Raw genomic sequence first — 18,502 nt, forward strand, 5'->3', positions numbered from 1 at the left:
ATGCCGTGCGATGGGGGCATCAAAGAAACCCCGGTCCCTGCTGGGTACAGCGCACCCCGCCCAACCCTATGACGGTCTAGAGTTCAAGCCATACCCATTGTGAATAAGGCTCTATGGCTTTCCATCGTCTGACCCGCACACACCCCCGCCTGAGCCTCGCCACTATAGTCGGCCTCGCTGGCGCCTGGCTGATCCCCGCCGGTGATACCGTGCAACACATCCTCGCTGGCTGGAACCTGGGGGTGTGGCTGTACCTGCTGCTGGTGCTCTACCTGAGCTGGACAGCCAGCCCGGAAAAGGTCCGCAAGGTCGCCGGCGTCGAAGACGAGAACGCGGGCCTGGTCCTGCTGACCGTGTGCATCGCCGCCATCGCCAGCCTTGCCGCGGTCACCCTGCAACTGGTCTCCAGTCGCGGCCTGCAAGGCACGGACCTGGCCGTGCACTATCTCTATACCGGCCTGACCGTCGCCGGTTCATGGCTGCTGATCGGCTGCATATTCACCCTGCATTACGCCCGCCTGTTCTACACCGGGCAAAGCCACGAACTGCCGCTACGCTTCGCTGATGGCGAGCGCAACCCTGATTACTGGGACTTCCATTACTTCTCGTTCACCATCAGCGTGGCGGTGCAAACCTCAGACGTTGGCGTCGCCGGACGAGGGTTGCGGCGGGTGGTGCTGGCGCATTCGCTGGTGGGCTTCGTATTCAATACGGCGATTCTCGGGTTCACGATCAACATCGCCGCCGGGTTGCTAGGTTGACCAAGCCGCTCGTCTGAAAAACCTGCGCGTCTAGCGCCAGCGAAATCCACCAAACCCAATGGTTACCTGACACCTTGCGGTCGGGAAAACGTTTGCCATGCAGTCAACCGACACACTGCGCCCGTGACAAGGGTGTGACCCCTGTCATGCATTCGCACATTTGTCGTACTTGCAACCGAAAATCGCACGTAGCAGGTGCTATCTTTACTTTCCCGGCGGCCGCATCGATGTGGCCACCCGCTCATCACGTCCAGGTACGGACAAGGAGGCTGGCATGAACAAGATGACGTTCCCCAACGCCTGCCAGGTGATGCGCTGGCATTTCCATCCGTTGGGTTTCGAGGCCAGCATGGATGCGCCACGCAGCATGGTTGCACGGCTGTTCGACCGCGCCAGCGGTGAGACCCTGCTGGCGATTGCGGGCATCCCCTGTGCAGCGATCATGGCCGCCGCCGATGTAGAGCGCATCATCGAGGCCGTCGAGGCGGAAATGGACGCCTTCATACCCGCCTTTACCTTGCGCGATGCAGTCTAGGCTCTGTTTTCAACGCAGCCTCACCGAGTATCAAGGCTTTTCATACAGCGCCTAGCCTGCAGCAGTGAGTTCCGGGCCCATGGCCTGCAACTTGCTCATGAACTGCTCGGCCGGCACAGGCTGGCCCAGCAGGTAGCCCTGCAACGAATCACACCCCAGCCGGGTCAGGAAGTCCTGCTGCTTGTCGGTTTCAACCCCCTCGGCAACGATACGCAGGCCCAACGCCTGGCCCAGTGCGACGATTGCCGAAACAATCGCTGCATCGTCACTGTCCTGCTCCAGGTCGCGCACGAAACCGCGGTCGATTTTCAGCTCGTTGGCTGGCAGGCGCTTTAGGTACATCAGGCTGGAATAGCCCGTACCAAAGTCATCAATGGACAAGTCCACGCCCATGTCGGACAGGCGCTGCAGCACGGTCAGGCTGGCGTCGGCATCGTGCATGGCGGTGGTTTCGGTAATTTCCAGTGTCAGGCAGTTGGCCGGCAAGCCGTTCTGCTGCAGGGCGCGGGCCACGCTGTCGACCAGGCCGGCGTGGCAGAACTGGATAGCCGACAGGTTCACCGCCATGCGCCAGCCAAGGTGGCCCTGGTCCAGCCACTGGCGCATCTGACGGCAGGCCTCGATGAGTACCCACTCGCCAATGGGGATGATCAGGCCGGTCTTTTCCGCCAGGCCGATGAAGCGGTCAGGCAGCAGCAGGCCTTGCTGCGGGTGCTCCCAGCGCAGCAGCGCTTCGGCACCAATCGGCTGGCAGGTATGGGCGTCGAACTTGGGCTGGTAATGCAAGCTGAACTGGCGCTGCTCCAGCGCCAGACGCAAGTCCTGCAGCAACTGCAACTGCTGGCGAGCATTGCTGTTCATCGACACATCGAAGAAGCTGTAACCGTTCTTGCCAGCGCTCTTGGCATGGTACATGGCCGCGTCGGCGTTACGCAGCAACTCGTGCTGGTCCTGGCCGTTGCCCGGGTACAGGACGATGCCCAGGCTCGCCGACAGTTGCAGGTCGTGCTCGGCCACGCGGAAAGGCCGGGAAACCAGGTTGACCTGCTTGACCGCCACGTCCATGGCATCGTTCGGTTCCTGCAGTTCCACCAGCAGAACAAACTCGTCGCCACCAATCCGTGCCAGCGTGTCCTGGCTGTGCAAGTGGCCGCGCAGGCGGGCCGCCACGGCCTTGAGCAGAAGGTCACCAATATGATGGCCAAAGGCATCGTTGACCGGTTTGAAGCCGTCCAGATCAATGAACATCAGGGCAAAACAGCCGCCCTGCTCCGCCACTTTGGCGATAGCCTGCTCAATGCGATCGGCCAGCAGGGTACGGTTTGGCAGATCGGTGAGGGTGTCGTGCAAGGCCAATTGTGTCAGTTCCTGGTTGGCCAAGGTCAGCGAACGGGCCAACTCGGCAGTACGTGCCTCCAGGCGCGCGTCCAGCACCGAAGTCAGCAACGCCACTGCCAGAACTGCCAGCGTGGTGATCAGCACCAGGTAAACCAGACTGTCACCCTGCAGACCGCCCCCCAGCGCGCCGCAGAAGCTGCCCTCGGGGAAGTTCGCCGCGGCCATGCCGGTGTAATGCATACCAACGATGGCAAAGCCCATCACCACTGCCGCCAGGCCACGGATCTGCCGTACATAGGGTGTATGTGCGCGCAGGCGGAAGGCGATCCACAATGCTGCCGCCGAGGCGCCTACGGCAATCAGCAGCGAAGCACCAAACAACGTCGGGTCGTAATCAATACCCGGCAGCATGCGCAGCGCGGCCATGCCGGTGTAGTGCATGCAGGCGATACCGGCGCCCATGATCAGCGCGCCGAACCCCAACTGCAGCGCGGGCAGGCTCGGCTGGCTGACCAGCCACAGGGCAAAGCCCGAGGAAAGCACAGCGATCAGCAGCGAGAACGCGGTCAGGGCCAGGTCGTAACCCAAGTCGATGGGCAAGCTGAAGGCAAGCATGCCAATGAAGTGCATCGACCACACGCCGATGCCCATGGCCAACGCACCGCCGCCCATCCACAGGTAGGCAGCGCGGCCCTTGGCCGTGGCGATGCGGCCAGTCAGGTCAAGAGCGGTATAGGATGCCAGGATCGCCACGCACAGCGAAATCAACACCAGCGAAGAAGAGTAGCTACCGGTCAGCATTGAGAGTTCCAGCGCCGGAACAGGGGGCCCGGCAAAAGCTGACGATTGTACTCAAGCTTAAGCGAAACGCACGGGGTTTTTGCGGATGGGAATGGACCCAATAACTGCAAATGCCCCCCCTCTGCGCATGGTCATTTCTGCTCGGCAAACGCCTGCTCTGCATTCCAGCCGCCGCCCAACGCAGCCACCAGTTGCACACTGGCCACCAGGCGCCCTTGCAGCAGGTTCAGCACGCTGCGCTCGTTGCTCAGCGCCGTGGTTTGCACGTTGACCACATCCAGATAGCCGATCAGCCCGGCGCGGTACTGGTTCTCGGTCAGACGCAACGACTCACGGGCGGCATCAAGCGCCTCTTGGCGCACCCTGGCTTCATCGCCATACACTTTCAGTTGAACCAGCAGGTTTTCCACTTCCTTGAAGCCGTCCAGCACGGTCTGGCGGTACTGCGCCACCGTCTGGTCATACACGGCCACCGTGCGGTCGACCTCGGCGCTGCGTTTGCCGGCGTCGAACAGGGTCAGCGCCAACTGCGGGCCTACCGACCAGTAGCGGTTGGGCAACTCGATCCAGTTGCTGAAGCTGCTGCTGGAATATCCGCCACTCATGCTCAGGCTGAGGTCCGGGAAGTAGGCTGCCCGCGACACCCCGATGTTGGCGTTGGCCGCCATCACGTTGCGTTCGGCTGCAGCGATGTCCGGGCGTCGCTCCAGCAGTTGCGAAGGCAGCGAAACCGGTATTTGCGGCAACGCGGGAATAGCCTTGCTGTCGGCCAGGGCGAAGTCGGCCGGAACCTTGCCCAGCAGCACGGCGATGGCATTTTCGAACTGCGCACGCTGCCAGATCAGGTCGATCAGGTCAGCCTGGGTGCTTTTGAGCTGGGTGCGGGCCTGGGCCACGGCATCCGGGCCGGCGACACCGGCACGGTACTGGTTTTCGTTCATTCGCAGTGAGCGTTCATAAGCCGCCACGGTGGCTTCCAGCAAGCGCTTCTGCTCATCGATAACCCGCAATTGCAGGTAGTTCTGCACCAGCTCCGACTGCTGGCTCAGGCGGATCGACGCAAGGTCGGCGAAACTGGCTTCGGCACTGGCCTCGTTGGCATTCAAGGTTTCACGCAGCTTGCCCCACAGGTCGATCTCCCAGCTCACGCCCAACTGCGCGTTGTAGGTGTTGCGAATGCCACTGCTGTTATTGGACAGGCTGGAACTGGAGCTGCCGGTGCCCTGCGCCGAGCGGTTCTTGCTGGCGCTCAGGTCCAGGCTGGGGAACAGCGCCGCGCGGCTGCTGCGCACCAGTGCCTGGGCCTGGCGGTACTGGGCTTCTGATTGCGCCACAGTCTGGTTGCTGCGGTTAAGCTCTTCGACCAGCGCATTGAGCCCGGCATCACCGTAGATCTCCCACCAGGCGCCGCGGGCGATGGCGTCGGAGGGCGAGGCCTGGGTCCAGCCTTCGGCATGCTTGAACTGCGCCGCCGTGCTGTTCAGCTCGGGGCGGTGATAGTCGGGGCTCAGGGTGCAGGCACTGAGCAAGGCCGCGCACAACCCGGCGCTGAGCAGGCGCGAGCCACGGCCACGGGTCAGTGCTTGCAGGGCACGGTGAAGTGGGGTCTGGGCAAAAGTCATAGCGGGGTTTCCAGGGCGGCGTCGGTGCGCACGCCGCGCCAACGGTTGAAGCGGTGGCGCAGGCGGTCCAGGTACAGGTAAACCACCGGCGTCGTATAAAGGGTGAGGATCTGGCTGAACACCAGGCCCCCGATGATGGTCAGGCCCAGCGGCTGACGCATTTCTGCGCCCTCAGCCTGGCTCAACAGCAATGGCAATGCGCCAAGGATCGCCGCCAGGGTGGTCATCAGGATCGGCCGCAGGCGCAGCAGGCAGGCCCGACGTATTGACTCTTCCGGCGAAAAGCCATGATGGCGCTCCAGTTGCAGGGCCAGGTCGATCATCAGGATGGCATTTTTTTTCACCACCCCGATCAACAGGAACAGCCCCAGCAACGAGATCAGGCTGAACTCGCCACCGGTGACGTACAGCGCCAGCAAGGCTCCGACGCCCGCCGAAGGCAGTGTCGAGAGAATGGTCAGCGGGTGAATGTAGCTTTCATACAGAATGCCCAGCACCAGGTACACCAGCAGCAGTGCGCCAAGGATCATGAATGGCTGGCCCTGCTGGGTCTTGGCAAAGGCATCGGCAGTGCCGCCGAGCTTGGCAATCACCTCCTCGGGCAAGCCCAGCCTGGCCACCGCGCGTTCCAGCGCCGCCATGGCCTGGTCGGGGCTATAGCCCTCGGCGACGTCGAAGGCGATGTCTTCCGAAGCGAACTGGCCTTCGTGGCTGACCCGGTCGTTGGCCAGGCTGTTCTCGTAGTGAGCGATGGTCGACAGCGGCACCCGGGCGCCGTCGGCGGTGATCACCTGCACTTGCTCGAGCGTGCTCGGGTCCCAGGCGTATTTCGGGTTGATCTCCAGCACCACCTGGTATTGGTTGAGGCTGTCGTAGATGGTGGAGATCTGCCGCTGGCTGTAGGCGTTGTTCAGTACTGCGGTGACCATGTCCATGTCGATGCCCAGGCGCTTGGCCTGGTCACGGTCGACCACCAGCGTCACCTGCTGGGTACCGGCGCCATCACGGGCGTCGATGGCGGTCAGCTCAGGCAGTGCACGCAGCGCAGCGACCACCTTGGGGAACCATTCGCGCAATGCCGAAAGGTCGCCGCTTTGCAGGGTATACAGGTACTGCGAAGAGGTCTGGTCACGCCCACCGCCACCCAGTTGCAGGTCCTGGTCAGCCATCAGGAACAGGCGCCCGCCGGGCACTTTGGGCAGTTCCTTGCGCAGGCGTTCGATCACTTTCTGCGCATCGATCTTGCGCTCGCTGATCGGTTTCAGGCGCACCAGCACAAAGGCGTTGTTGGTACCGCTGTTGCCGCCGATGAAACCGGCAACGCTCTGCACGGCAGGGTCGGCCAGCAAGGCGCGGCGGTAGATTTCCATCTTCGGCTGCATCACGCTGAACGACAGGCCGTCGTCGCCACGGATGAAGCCCATCAACTGGCCGGTATCCTGCTGGGGCATCAACGTTTTGGGTACTACCACGTACAGGGCGATGTTGATGCCGATGGTGGCCAGCAGGCTGAGCAGGGTCAGGCGCTTGTGGCGCAGAGCCCAGCCCAGGCTGCGGTCATAGGCAGCAACCATGCGCTGATGCAGCTTGTCGCTCCAGCGCTGCAGGCGGCTCTGCTCGGCCTTGTGCGGCTTGAGCCAGCGGGCGCAGAGCATCGGCGTAAGGGTCAGCGACACCACCAGCGAGACGATGATCGCCGCCGCCAGAGTGATGGAAAACTCCTGGAACAGGTTGCGCACGATGCCGCCCATGAACAGGATGGAGACAAACACCGCCACCAGCGACACGTTCATCGACAGCAAGGTGAAGCCCACTTCCTTGGCGCCCAGGAAGGCCGCCTTCATCGGCGGCTGGCCGTTCTCGATGTGCCTGGAGATGTTTTCCAGCACCACGATGGCATCGTCCACCACCAGCCCGGTGGCAAGGATCAGCGCCATCAGCGACAGGTTGTTGAGCGAGAAACCGCACAGGTACATGACCGCGAATGTCCCCACCAGCGATACCGGCACCGCCAGGCTGGGGATCAGCGAGGCGCGCAGGCTGCCGAGGAACAGGTAGACCACCAGGATCACCAGCACCACGGCGATCAGCAGGGTGTGCTCGGCCTCTTTGAGGGTGGCCTTGATCACGGGCGAGCGGTCCATGGCCACGTTCAATTGCACGCTGGCTGGCAGCAGCGACTGCAGTGCCGGTAGCTGGGCCTTGATCTGGTCGACCGTTTCGATGATGTTGGCGCCGGTCTGGCGGTTGACCACCAGCAGCACCGCTGCCTGGTCGTTGAAGAAGCCGCTGTTGTAACGGTTTTCAACGCCGTCGGTGACGGTCGCTACGTCAGACAGGCGCAAAATGGTGCCGTTCTGCTGGCGAATCACCACCGGCTCGTAGTCCTTGGCGCTTTCCAGCTGGTCGTTGGCCCGCACCTGCCAGTTACGCTCGGCGTCCTCGACAAAGCCCATGGGCCGGCGCTGGTTGGCGTTGGACACCGCAGTGCGCACCTCGTCCAGCGACAGGTTGTACTGGTTGAGCAGTTGCGGCTCGACGGCAATGCGCACGGCCGGCAGCGAACTGCCACCGATCTGCACCTCCCCTACCCCCGATACCTGAGCCAGGCTCTGTGAAAGGATGGTGTCGGCCAGGTCATACAGCTGGCCTTTCTGCAATACATCCGAGGTCAGCGACAGCACCATGATCGGCGCCTGCGACGGGTTGATCTTCTTGTAGGTGGGCATGCTGCGCATGCCGCTGGGCAGCAGGTTGCGGGTTGCGTTGATCGCCGCTTGCACCTCACGGGCTGCGCCATCAATGTCACGGCCCATCTCGAAGCCGATGATTACCCGTGTCGACCCCTGGCTGGAGCTGCTGGTGAGCGTGGTGACACCGGCGATGCTGCCGAGCTTGCGTTCCAGCGGTGTGGCCACGGTCGAAGCCATGACCTCGGGGCTGGCACCAGACAGGTTCGCCGACACCACGATCACCGGGAAGTCCATTTGCGGCAGTGGCGCCACCGGCAGCAAGCCAAAGCTGACCCCACCCAGCAGCATGATCGCCAGGCTCAACAGCATGGTCGCCACCGGGCGACGGATGAAAGGCCCGGACAGGTTCATGCCTGAGCCTGCTTCACGTCAGTGGCCGGGCGCCAGCGGCGGGCCAGGCCATCGAAGTACAGGTAGATGACCGGGGTGGTGAACAGCGTCAGCACCTGGCTGACCAGCAGCCCGCCGACCATCACCAGGCCCAGTGGCTGACGCAGCTCGGCGCCGGAGCCGGTGGCAAGCATCAGCGGCACCGCGCCAAACAGCGCGGCCAGGGTGGTCATCAGGATCGGCCTAAAGCGCAGCAGCGCCGCCTGGTAGATGGCATCGCGTGGGCTCATGCCCTGATGGCGCTCGGCCTCCAGGGCGAAGTCGATCATCATGATCGCGTTCTTCTTGACGATACCGATCAGCAGGATGATGCCGATGATGGCGATCATGCCCAGGTCGTTACCGCTGATGAGCAAGGCCAGCAAGGCACCGACCGCCGCCGACGGCAGGGTCGAGAGGATGGTGACCGGGTGGATGTAGCTTTCGTACAGCACCCCCAGCACGATGTACATGGTCACCACCGCCGCCAGAATCAGCAGCAAAGTGCTCGACAGCGACGCCTGGAAGGCCTCGGCCGCACCCTGGAAGCGGGTTTGCACACCCAGCGGCATGCCGATGTCCTTCTGCACCTGCTCGATCACCTGCACGGCTTCGCCCAGCGACGCGCCGTGGGCCAGGTTGAACGACAAGGTCACTGCCGGGAACTGGCCGATGTGGGAAATAGCCAGCTGGGCTTGACGCTGCTCGATCCGCGCCAGCGCCGAAAGGCGCACCTGGCCGCCATCGGTGGCCTTGACGTGAATCGATTCCAGCGCCTGCGGGCCGATCGTGGCGGCGTCCTTGGCCTGCAACACCACGCGGTACTGGCTGGCCTGGGTGTAGATGGTCGAAATCTGCCGCTGGCCGAAGGCGTCGTACAGGGCATTGGTGATCTGCGACACGCTGATCCCCAGGCGGCTGGCCATGTCACGGTCGATTACCAAGTACACCTGCAAGCCCTTGTCCTGCAGGTCGCTGGCCACATCGGCCAGTTCCGGGCGCGGCTGCAGCGCCTGCACCAGCTTGCCGCTCCACTGCGCCAGCAGGTCGGCGTCCGGTGACGACAGGCTGAACTGGTACTGGGTCCGGCTGACCCGGTCCTCGATGCTCAGGTCCTGCACCGGCTGCATGAACAGGCGGATGCCCACCAGCCGGTCGACTTGCGGCTGCAGGCGGCTGATCACTTCGCTGGCGCTGACATCGCGCTCGCCGTGGGGCTTGAGGTTGATCAGCAGGCGACCGCTGTTGAGCGTGGCGTTGTCGCCGTCTACGCCAATGTAGGACGACAGGCTTTGCACGGCCGGGTCTTGCAGGATGACCTTGCTCAGGGCCTGCTGACGTTCGCTCATGGCGGCGAACGAGGTGGACTGCGGCGCCTCGGAAATACCCTGGATCACCCCGGTATCCTGCACCGGGAAGAAGCCCTTGGGCACGACCATGTACAGAAACACCGTGAGCACCAGGCTGGCCACCGCCACCAGCAAGGTCAGCGGCTGATGCTTGAGCACCCACTGCAGGGCACTGCCGTAGTGCTTGATCAGCCAGTCGATCCAGGCGCCACTGGCACGGTAGAAGCGGCCTTGCTCTTCTTCCCTGGGCTCGCGCTTGAGCAGACGCGCGCACATCATCGGTGTCAGGGTCAGGGACACCACCAGGGAAATCAGGATAGCCACTGCCAGCGTGATGGCGAACTCGCGGAACAAGCGTCCGACCACGTCAGCCATGAACAGTAGCGGGATCAGTACCGCAATCAGCGAGAAGGTCAGCGAAATCAGGGTGAAGCCAATCTGCCGGGCGCCCTTGAGCGCCGCCTGCATGGGCGTCTCGCCCTCTTCGATATGCCGGGAGATGTTCTCCAGCATGACGATGGCATCATCGACCACAAAGCCGGTGGCGATGGTCAGGGCCATGAGTGTCAGGTTGTTGACCGAGAACCCTGCCAGGTACATGACCCCGAACGTCCCGATCAGCGACAGGGGCACGGCAATCGACGGAATGAGGGTGGCGCTGAAGCGGCGCAAGAAAACGAAGGTGACCATTACCACCAGAACGATGGCGATCAGCAGTTCGTGCTGCACGTCCTTGACGGCGGCGCGAATGGTCTGGGTGCGGTCGGTCAGCACCGACACATCGAGGCCGGCTGGCAGGTTGTCGGTGATCGACGGCAGCAGGCCCTTGATGCGGTCGACCACTTCGATCACGTTGGCGCCCGGCTGACGCTGGATGTTCAGCAGCACAGCATGGTTTTCGTTCGCCCAGGCGGCCAGCCGCTCGTTTTCGGCGCCGTCGACAATTTCAGCCACATCTTTCAGGCGCAGCGGCGCACCGTTGTTGTAGGCCAGGATCAGGTTGGCGTATTCCTCGGGAGAACGCAGCTGGTCATTGGCGTCGAGCATCGACACCCGGGTCGGGCCGTCGAAGTTGCCTTTGGGCTGGTTGACGTTGGAGGCACCGATCAGCGTGCGCACGTCATCCAGGTTCAAACCATTGGCCGCCAGGGCGTCGACGTTGACCTTGATGCGCACCGCCTGGCGCTGGCCACCGGCAATGCTGACCATGCCCACGCCGCTGATTTGCGCAAGCTTTTGCGCCACGCGGGTATCGACCAGGTCGTTTAGCTTGGGCAGCGGCATGGTCTTGCTGGAGATGGCCAGGGTCAGCACCGGGGTGTCGGCCGGGTTGACCTTGTTGTATACCGGCGGTGCCGGCAGGTCACTGGGCAGCAGGTTGCTGGCGGCGTTGATCGCGGCCTGCACCTGTTGCTCGGCAACGTCCATGTTCATGTCGAGGTTGAAACGCAGGGTCAGCACCGACGCGCCGCCAGAACTGGTCGAGGCCATCTGTTCCAGGCCCGGCATCTGCCCGAACTGGCGCTCCAGTGGCGCGGTGACGGCGCTGGTCATCACCTGCGGGCTGGCGCCGGGGTACAGGGTCATGACGCGAATGGTCGGGTAATCCACCTGCGGCAAGGCGGAAACCGGCAGCAACTTGTAGGCGATCAGGCCGGCCAGCACGATGGCCAGCATGCTCAGCGTGGTGGCGACCGGGCGCAGGATGAACAGGCGCGAGAGGTTCATGCGCCCGCCTTGCCTGCTGCGTTGCCGGGTTGTGCTTCACCTGTTGTTTGGGCCGCGCCCTTGGCTTCCTGCCCTTGCAGGTGCTGGCCTGGGCTGGTCGGCACTTGCGAGCTGTCTTCGACCACTTCCACCTTGGTGCCTTCGCGCAGGCGGTCGGTGCCTTCCAGCACCAGGCGGTCGCCGGCCTTCAGGCCGTCGAGAATGACGCTGTTCTCGCCATCACTGGCGCCCACCTTCAGCTTGCGGACATTGACGGTGCTCTGCTCGTTGACCACATAGGCGAAGGTGCCATCGTTGCCAAACTGGATAGCCGCGGCCGGCGCCATGACCACCTGCTTGAGGGTGTCGGCCAGCAAGCGCACGTTGACGAACTGATTGGGGAACAGGGCCAGGTCCTTGTTCTCGAAACGGCCTTTGAACTTGAGTGTGCCAGTGGTGGTGTCGATCTGGTTGTCGATGCTGCCCAGCACACCGGTGGACTGCAGCTTGCTGTCACTGCGGTCCCAGGCCTCGACCGGCAGGCTGGCGCCACTGCGGTAGCGCTCCAGCACAGTGCTCAGTTCGGTTTCCGGCAGGGTGAAGGCGACGTTGATCGGCTCGGTCTGGGTAATCACTACCAGCGCGGTGGTGTCGTTGGCGGCCACCAGGTTGCCCAGATCGAGCTGGCGCAGGCCCACCCGGCCACTGATCGGCGCACGGATCTGGGTGAAATCGAGGTTCAGGCGGGCGTCGTTGACCTGTGCCTGATTGGTCTTGACCAGCCCTTGGAACTGCGCAACCTGGGCTTGGGCAGTGTCCAGGGTTTGCTTGGCGATGCTGTCTTCGGCGTACAGGCCTTTATAGCGGGCCAGGTCGACCTGAGCGTTCTTCAACTGCGCCTGGTTCTGCGCCAAGGTACCTTCGGCCTGCTGCAGGGCGATGCGATAAGGGCGCGGGTCGATTTCGGCCAGCAGGTCGCCGGCCTTGACGCGCTGGCCCTCCTTGAAGTGGATTTTCACAAGCTCGCCAGCCACGCGGCTGCGCACATTGACTGTATTGGTCGCGGTGACCGTGCCCAAGGCTTTGTAGTAGAGCGGGAAGTCGCCTGTCCGCACCGGCACGACGCGTACCGGCACCGGGTCGCTGGAACCGCCAAAACCTGGGCGGCCGCCGATCATGCCCATGCCCTTGCCACCGCGCCCGCCACTGGCCTCTTTATGCGCAGGCGTCGCTGCGGGCCACAGCCACCAGGCCAGTGCAGCCACCAGCAGCAGGATCAGCAGGCCGACGAGCCAGCGACGGAGGGAACGGGAATTGGACGCTTGCATGGGTTGAACGAACCTTGTTCGGAATGACGACTTGGGGAGGATGAACGATAAGCACTGCCATCGTTTTAGCAAAGGGCCTTTACCAGAGGTTTACCTTTGCCTGACGTTGCCAAGAGGCGGAATTTTAAATGAAAACGGCCCGGAACGTGTTCCGGGCCGTTACAGGGTGTTGCTTGGAGCGGTGACGGGCCTGAAGGTTCGGTTGCCTGGTCTGGCCCTTTCGCGGGTGAACCCGCTCCTACGGGGATGTCACAGCCTTTGAAAACTGTGCCGCACGTTGTAGGAGCGGGTTTACCCGCGAAGAGGCCATCACAGGCTACAGACGCCCGCCCTGCCCCACGCAATCCTTACTTCAGTACAGCCAGCGCCGCGTCGTAGTTCGGCTCGTCAGCAATTTCGCCAACCAGTTCGCTGTGCAGCACCTTGTCGTTCTCGTCCAGCACCACCACGGCGCGGGCGGCCAGGCCGGCCAGCGGGCCGTCGGCAATGGCTACGCCGTAGTTTTCGAGGAACTCGCGGCCACGCAGGGTCGACAGGTTCTTCACATTGTCCAGCCCTTCGGCACCGCAGAAACGTGCCTGGGCGAACGGCAGGTCAGCCGAGATGCACAGCACCACGGTGTTGGCAACGTCGTTGGCCTGGGCGTTGAACTTGCGCACCGAGGTGGCGCAGGTCGGGGTATCGACGCTTGGGAAGATATTCAGCACCTTGCGCTTGCCGGCGTAGTCTTTCAGCGACTTGTCAGCCAGGCCTTCACCTACCAGGGAGAAAGCCGGAGCCTGGGCGCCGGCCTGTGGCAGGTTGCCGTTTACCTGGACCGGGTTGCCTTTGAGAGTCACTTGAGCCATGACGAAATCCTTATGCGGGGTTTGAAAAGGACACTGAGTTAAGCATGAAGGCAGCCGGGTGCCTATGGGGGGCAGGTGAAATTGTTCCATTGCCGGACGAATTTTGTGGACAAAAAATGCCGATAGCCGCGGTTACGGCCAGTTGCCTCACAGTTCACGACCGCCCATCCACACCTCCCACTCCGAGTGCGGAGCACAGTGAGCTAATTGATATGGGCGGTACAACGCTGCTCCCAAAATCGCTGTGAGGTTTGTGGCAGAGGCTTTACGACGCAGTTGGATTGGCACCTCGTGACTATAAGGGTAACAAATCCTACAACTTCATCGGAAGTTTCGCTACAAAGTTTGCCTTGTACATCTTCAAAGTGACGCTAACATCAGACAAGTCGCAATACCGCGACGCATAAATGGAGATTCAAATATGAAAACCATCAAGATGGAGTCTACAAAACTGGCCAACCTGGCCCTTCTGGTCAAAAAGAGCCAGTAAGCCTTAACCGATGAATGCTGAAGCGCAGTGCCGGCCTGCGCTTTAGCCAAAGGAGGAAAAATGGTAAGCAGAGACTGTTTTTTTATCGCCAAGGATAACGCTCTGATCTGCTGGGACTTCAACAATCACAAGCAGTATGAACTTTCAGCCGAGCACGCAGAAAAACTGATATCGATCATTTACGGCCACCCCTGCAATGACCCAACTGATCCCACAATCAAAGATCTAAAGCGCTGCGAGATAATCACTGACCGCACAACGGATGAAAACGCTTGGGGATGGGACATTCTCTCTAGAATCTTTCATATTGGAACCAAAAACATACCGCTAGACGATCAACCAATCAGTACGCATCAATGGGCCAACCAATACCTGGAACATTGCAATGAAGTATTGAGTGAAATACCTCCTGCCGCCGCCGATGAGCCAACAGCAGGCATCCAACTGCCAACCACAAGCAACGCCAGTGAGTTCGATAAAATTCTCGGGCGGCGGGCAACCGTGAGAAACTTTCATCGCTCATTAATTCCAATAGCTGAACTAGGGCAAATTTTACACCACACGCTAGGCTTTATTGACTCTCGAGCCCTGGATCATGAAGAAGGAGGGATTGAGCAATTCAACAAGCGGCGTTGCAGCCCATCAGCAGGAGGATTGAATGCCACCGAAGGCTATGTATACATAGCGAATGTCGAAGGTATAGCGCCAGGAATTTACCGGTATGACCCTCACATGCATCAGTTATACTGGCGTAATCCGCTGCCTCCAAGATTGGGTGACTTGCTCTCTGGACAACATTTCGCCAACGATATACCAGTGGGATTATTCCTTACCTCCAGATTCGATAAATTGTGGTGGAAGTACGAACATTCGCGTGCTTATCGGATGGCACTGATCGAGATAGGCCATGTGGCACAGACCTTTCAGCTGGCTGCTACCGCCTGCGGAATGAATACCTGGCTAACTGGCGCATTGAATGAGTGCTTGATTGAACCACTGCTGAACCCTATAAACGCGAATGAGCAGGTCCTTTTCTTTGTCGGCTGTGGCTACAGTGATGGGTCCGCCATTCCCGACTGCCTAAAGTCCATCTTGAAAAAAACCGAGGCGAGCTGACATATGAACAAGTTAGCCAACCGCAGTATAACCTTGTTTCGGAATTGGCACTCCTCCAGCGCTGTCCGTTCGCGACCCTACGCTTATCAATTCACAAAAGCGGATTTCGCTCAGACAGACCCCGGTTTATGGTTCCCCATCGCACTCAGTCCAGCACTGGCTCATGATGCAATAAAATCCCTTCCCAAAAAAGAATTGCTGATCGCACATGCATCTCATCTAGTATATTTTATGGACTATACCACAGCACTAGAGATGACGCATGTCAATGAGGCTGTACGTTGCATTGTAACTGGAAGCCTGAAGAAATACTTTGAGAACAAAGAGCGCCGCATCGCTTTAAAAATATACGCGGATGAAGCGTATCACGCATTATTTTCAAAAGAGATTGCAGATCACGTAGCACAGCATTTCAACTTAGTACGCATCAGGCCCGCTCGCCTAGATAGGCTAGATCGTGTTATAGATAAAAGCCCTCCAGCGTTCGAATGTTTAACCCGCTTCTGCATCGGATTTGTGTCAGAAACCTTGATCACTCACGAACTCCTTAAGTTATCTAGCGAGGCGCTCGTTGGCCCAGTGACGAACATGCTAAGGGATCACTTGCATGATGAAGGCCGCCATGCAGTCTTCTTTTCCGAGTGTTTCGTCAGCTTGTGGCGAAATATTTCCAAGATGGAGAAGGACTATGTGGCTCAAATTTTACCTGAGGTGCTCATAGCTTTCTGCCAGCCCGACCTATCATGCTTGCGAATGCTACTCAGAAACCGACCAGACCTAGAAGACGAAATTTCTGCTTATGTGGAGGCAAACTGGACGATCCGAATGATCGAGATTTGCGGGCCGACACTTCGAGCAATTCAGCACACTGATTTGCTGGATGATGAAGGCTATTTCTTGCAATTCCAATCGGCGGGGTTGATAGCATGAACCGCCCCACTGGTTCGCTTCGGCGCCACCTGTGCTCGACGTTGCTGATTTTGTTATGTCTGCTGGGTGTATTTCCTCTGGACGTGATCCTCCCATCATTCCCGGCGCTCTCAGATGAGTTTCGGGTCAACACAAAACAGATTGCGTACTCAGTGAGCTTTTTTGCTGTTGGTGTGGCCATGGCGCAAATCGTGATCGGCCCGCTGTCAGATGGCATCGGGCGCAAGCGTTTGTTGCTCGCTGGGTTGAGCGTATCCATTGTGGGGGCGCTCGGTTGCGTATTTTCAACCCAATATGAAACGTTCATGGCCTTTCGCTTGGTGCAGGCCCTGGGTTGCGGCAGCCTCGTGCTAGGCCAGGCGCTTGTGCAGGACCTCTACAGCGGTACACAACGCAATGCCATGCGCATCCTGTTAACAAGCGCGAGCGGGTTGTTCATCTCACTGTCACCGCTGGCAGGTGCTTTTCTTCAACAGTCGTTTGGCTGGAAGGCAAGCTTTACGGTATTCGTGATCATCGCTGCAATCGTTTCACTTTTATCGTATGTGCTGCTTCATGACACACCTGCGGCGCGCGACCGAGCGCCCAGTATGTCCAGTTATCGGGTGATGCTGCGAGACACGGACTATCTCGCGCATTCCATGCTGTCCAGCCTCGCCTTTGCCTGCCATTTTTCCTTTATCGTCATAGCGCCCTTGCTGCTGATGGGCAGGCTGGAGCTGACGGCCTATCAATTCTCTATGGTCTTTATCGGCTATGGGTTGGCATACATCGTCGGCGGCATGGCTGCGACCTACTTGAACAGTCGCGTAAGCCCGCAAGCTCAAATAAAAGCAGGCTTGCTGCTTATAAGTACTGCGGGCATCACCCTTTTGATGTGGGAATGGGTGGCAGATTTATCTGTGCTGGGGGTTCTACTGCCGATGATTGTCTGTACCACCGGGACAACCCTGGTACGCCCCGCCGCAACGACCCAGGCTTTGGCGCGCTATCCACGTCAGGCAGGTGCGGCAGCGTCGCTCAATACGACGTTGCTGTTCGCCGGTGCCGGTTTGACGAGCAGTGTGGTCGCAGGCTTCGAAAGCGCGCTACCGGCAGGCTTGGGCGTGCTGTTCGTGGTGGCCAGCCTGTGCGGGTGGTGGCTGCTTGCATGCACCAAGGACGATGGAATGCAACGCTGCTGAAACTTTGATCAGGCAAAAAAATGCCCGGGTGACGACAAGCGCCCCGGGCATTCTTGAATGAAACGGGTGAATCAGCTTACAAGGCCGTACACCACAGAGGTCAGCGCAACCAGGCCGACCACAACGACGAACACGTTGGAGGCCGCACCGCTGTACTTGCGCATCGATGGCACACGGCGAATGGCGTACATCGGCATGAGGAACAACAGCACCGCGAGAATCGGGCCGCCGAGCGACTCGATCATGCCGAGAATGCTCGGATTGAGCGTGGCAACGATCCAGCACACCACCAGCATCAGCGCGGCAACTACGCGGTCCAGGGCCTTGGCGCCCGGGCGCGCGCCGGTCTTGGCGATGATGCCCTTCAGGCCTTCGCTGGCACCGATATAGTGGCCGAGGAACGACTTGGCGATGGCCACGAAGGCGATCAACGGCGCAGCGAACGCGATGGTCGGGTTGCTGAAGTGGTTGGCCAGGTACGACAGGATCGACAGGTTCTGTGCCTTGGCTTCGGCCAGCTGGGCGCTGCTCAGGGTGAGCACGCAGCTGAACACGAAGAACAACACCATCACCACCATCAGCAGGTGGGCACGACGCAGGATCTGGCCGCTGCGCTCGTCGGCGTGCTCGCCGTAACGGCGCTTCTGGTCGACGGCAAAGGCCGAAATGATCGGCGAATGGTTGAACGAGAACACCATCACGGGTATGGCCAGCCACAGGGTGTGCAGGAAGGCCGAGGCCGGCGGCACCTGAGTGGCGCTGTCGAGAATGCCACCGGTCCAGTGCGGCACCAGGTACAGGCCCAGCAACGCCAGAGCAACGATGAACGGGTAGACCAGCAGGCTCATGACCTTGACCGTGGCCTGCTCCCCGCAGCGCACGATGGCCAGCAGACCGAGGATCAGCACGAATGACAGGATTGCCCGAGGCGGCGGCTGCATGTGCAGCTGGTGTTCCATGAAGCTGGACACGGTGTTGGTCAGCGCCACGCTGTAGATAAGCAGGATCGGGAAGATGGCGAAGAAGTACAGCACGGTGATCGAGGCACCGGCGGTGATGCCGAAATGCTCCTTGACCACTTCGGTGATGTCGCTGCCATCGCGCCCGGAAAGGACGAAACGGGTCAGCCCGCGATGGGCGAAATAGGTCATCGGGAAGGCCAGCACGGCCAGGATCAGCAGCGGCCAGAAGCCGCCAAGGCCGGCGTTGATCGGCAGGAACAGTGTCCCGGCGCCGATGGCTGTGCCGAACAAGCCCAGCATCCAGGTGGTGTCGTGACGCGCCCAGGTGCCGAGGGCGGCGGGGGTCGATTCTGCAAAGCGTTGTTCAACGCTTGGGGCCTGCTCATTCATTCCGGGTGAAGCTCCACTC

Annotated in this window: 12 protein-coding genes; 5 read left to right on the forward strand and 7 right to left on the reverse strand. The window is 60.7% G+C overall.

Going from position 1 to position 18,502, the window contains the following annotated elements:
• The first annotated feature begins 113 nt into the window (after positions 1-113).
• Positions 114-761, forward strand: a complete 648-nt coding sequence (locus QCL51_RS14415; RefSeq protein WP_021781680.1) for a DUF1345 domain-containing protein — start codon at positions 114-116, stop codon at positions 759-761.
• 274 nt (positions 762-1,035) lie between these two features.
• A complete protein-coding gene (locus QCL51_RS14420; RefSeq protein ID WP_003247746.1) occupies positions 1,036-1,296 on the forward strand; it encodes a DUF1652 domain-containing protein in 261 nt (86 codons plus the stop codon).
• Between the two features lie 51 nt (positions 1,297-1,347).
• On the opposite strand, the gene QCL51_RS14425 is transcribed toward QCL51_RS14420, so the two are convergent.
• From QCL51_RS14425 to tpx, 6 genes are all read right to left on the reverse strand, one after another.
• Positions 1,348-3,435, reverse strand: a complete 2,088-nt coding sequence (locus QCL51_RS14425; RefSeq protein ID WP_021781681.1) for an EAL domain-containing protein — start codon at positions 3,433-3,435, stop codon at positions 1,348-1,350.
• A gap of 131 nt (positions 3,436-3,566) precedes the next feature.
• Complete coding sequence (locus tag QCL51_RS14430) at positions 3,567-5,057, reverse strand: efflux transporter outer membrane subunit (protein WP_021781682.1); 1,491 nt, start codon at positions 5,055-5,057, stop codon at positions 3,567-3,569.
• Positions 5,054-8,161, reverse strand: coding sequence for an efflux RND transporter permease subunit (locus QCL51_RS14435; RefSeq protein WP_021781683.1), 3,108 nt, complete (start codon positions 8,159-8,161; stop codon positions 5,054-5,056). The genes QCL51_RS14430 and QCL51_RS14435 overlap by 4 nt, the downstream gene beginning before the upstream one ends.
• Entirely contained in the window at positions 8,158-11,256 is a 3,099-nt protein-coding gene (locus tag QCL51_RS14440) for an MdtB/MuxB family multidrug efflux RND transporter permease subunit (protein WP_338443553.1), read from the reverse strand. Before QCL51_RS14440 ends, QCL51_RS14435 begins: the two co-directional genes overlap by 4 nt.
• A complete protein-coding gene (locus QCL51_RS14445) occupies positions 11,253-12,563 on the reverse strand; it encodes an MdtA/MuxA family multidrug efflux RND transporter periplasmic adaptor subunit (RefSeq protein WP_021781685.1) in 1,311 nt (436 codons plus the stop codon). The genes QCL51_RS14440 and QCL51_RS14445 overlap by 4 nt, the downstream gene beginning before the upstream one ends.
• A gap of 347 nt (positions 12,564-12,910) precedes the next feature.
• Positions 12,911-13,411: a thiol peroxidase gene (tpx, locus tag QCL51_RS14450; RefSeq protein ID WP_012052082.1), complete on the reverse strand. Its 501-nt coding sequence runs from the start codon at positions 13,409-13,411 to the stop codon at positions 12,911-12,913.
• A gap of 550 nt (positions 13,412-13,961) precedes the next feature.
• On the opposite strand from tpx, the gene QCL51_RS14455 reads away from it, so the two are divergent.
• From QCL51_RS14455 to QCL51_RS14465, 3 genes are read left to right on the forward strand one after another with little or no spacing between them, the layout of a single operon-like run.
• Positions 13,962-15,017 carry a SagB family peptide dehydrogenase gene (locus QCL51_RS14455; protein WP_338443556.1) on the forward strand — a complete coding sequence of 352 codons (1,056 nt, stop codon included), beginning with the start codon at positions 13,962-13,964 and terminating at the stop codon, positions 15,015-15,017.
• 3 nt (positions 15,018-15,020) lie between these two features.
• Positions 15,021-15,947, forward strand: a complete 927-nt coding sequence (locus QCL51_RS14460; protein ID WP_021781687.1) for a diiron oxygenase — start codon at positions 15,021-15,023, stop codon at positions 15,945-15,947.
• Positions 15,944-17,131, forward strand: coding sequence for a Bcr/CflA family efflux MFS transporter (locus tag QCL51_RS14465; RefSeq protein WP_103462589.1), 1,188 nt, complete (start codon positions 15,944-15,946; stop codon positions 17,129-17,131). Before QCL51_RS14460 ends, QCL51_RS14465 begins: the two co-directional genes overlap by 4 nt.
• Positions 17,132-17,202: 71 nt before the next feature.
• Here the strand turns inward: QCL51_RS14465 and QCL51_RS14470 are convergent, their stop codons facing one another.
• Complete coding sequence (locus tag QCL51_RS14470) at positions 17,203-18,483, reverse strand: serine/threonine transporter (protein ID WP_323601588.1); 1,281 nt, start codon at positions 18,481-18,483, stop codon at positions 17,203-17,205.
• Between the last annotated feature and the right edge of the window lie 19 nt (positions 18,484-18,502).

It is taken from the genome of Pseudomonas sp. LTR0 (genome assembly GCF_036630035.1).
Lineage (GTDB): Bacteria > Pseudomonadota > Gammaproteobacteria > Pseudomonadales > Pseudomonadaceae > Aquipseudomonas > Aquipseudomonas putida_Y.

Excerpts from the sequence above, each read along its gene's own strand:
- QCL51_RS14445 (WP_021781685.1), bottom strand. The coding sequence starts at position 12,563 with ATGCAAGCGTCCAATTCCCGTTCCCTCCGTCGCTGGCTCGTCGGCCTG.
- QCL51_RS14415 (WP_021781680.1), top strand. The coding sequence starts at position 114 with ATGGCTTTCCATCGTCTGACCCGCACACACCCCCGCCTGAGCCTCGCC.
- QCL51_RS14420 (WP_003247746.1), top strand. The coding sequence starts at position 1,036 with ATGAACAAGATGACGTTCCCCAACGCCTGCCAGGTGATGCGCTGGCAT.
- QCL51_RS14440 (WP_338443553.1), bottom strand. The coding sequence starts at position 11,256 with ATGAACCTCTCGCGCCTGTTCATCCTGCGCCCGGTCGCCACCACGCTG.
- QCL51_RS14435 (WP_021781683.1), bottom strand. The coding sequence starts at position 8,161 with ATGAACCTGTCCGGGCCTTTCATCCGTCGCCCGGTGGCGACCATGCTG.
- tpx (WP_012052082.1), bottom strand. The coding sequence starts at position 13,411 with ATGGCTCAAGTGACTCTCAAAGGCAACCCGGTCCAGGTAAACGGCAAC.
- QCL51_RS14455 (WP_338443556.1), top strand. The coding sequence starts at position 13,962 with ATGGTAAGCAGAGACTGTTTTTTTATCGCCAAGGATAACGCTCTGATC.
- QCL51_RS14470 (WP_323601588.1), bottom strand. The coding sequence starts at position 18,483 with ATGAATGAGCAGGCCCCAAGCGTTGAACAACGCTTTGCAGAATCGACC.
- QCL51_RS14460 (WP_021781687.1), top strand. The coding sequence starts at position 15,021 with ATGAACAAGTTAGCCAACCGCAGTATAACCTTGTTTCGGAATTGGCAC.
- QCL51_RS14430 (WP_021781682.1), bottom strand. The coding sequence starts at position 5,057 with ATGACTTTTGCCCAGACCCCACTTCACCGTGCCCTGCAAGCACTGACC.
- QCL51_RS14465 (WP_103462589.1), top strand. The coding sequence starts at position 15,944 with ATGAACCGCCCCACTGGTTCGCTTCGGCGCCACCTGTGCTCGACGTTG.
- QCL51_RS14425 (WP_021781681.1), bottom strand. The coding sequence starts at position 3,435 with ATGCTGACCGGTAGCTACTCTTCTTCGCTGGTGTTGATTTCGCTGTGC.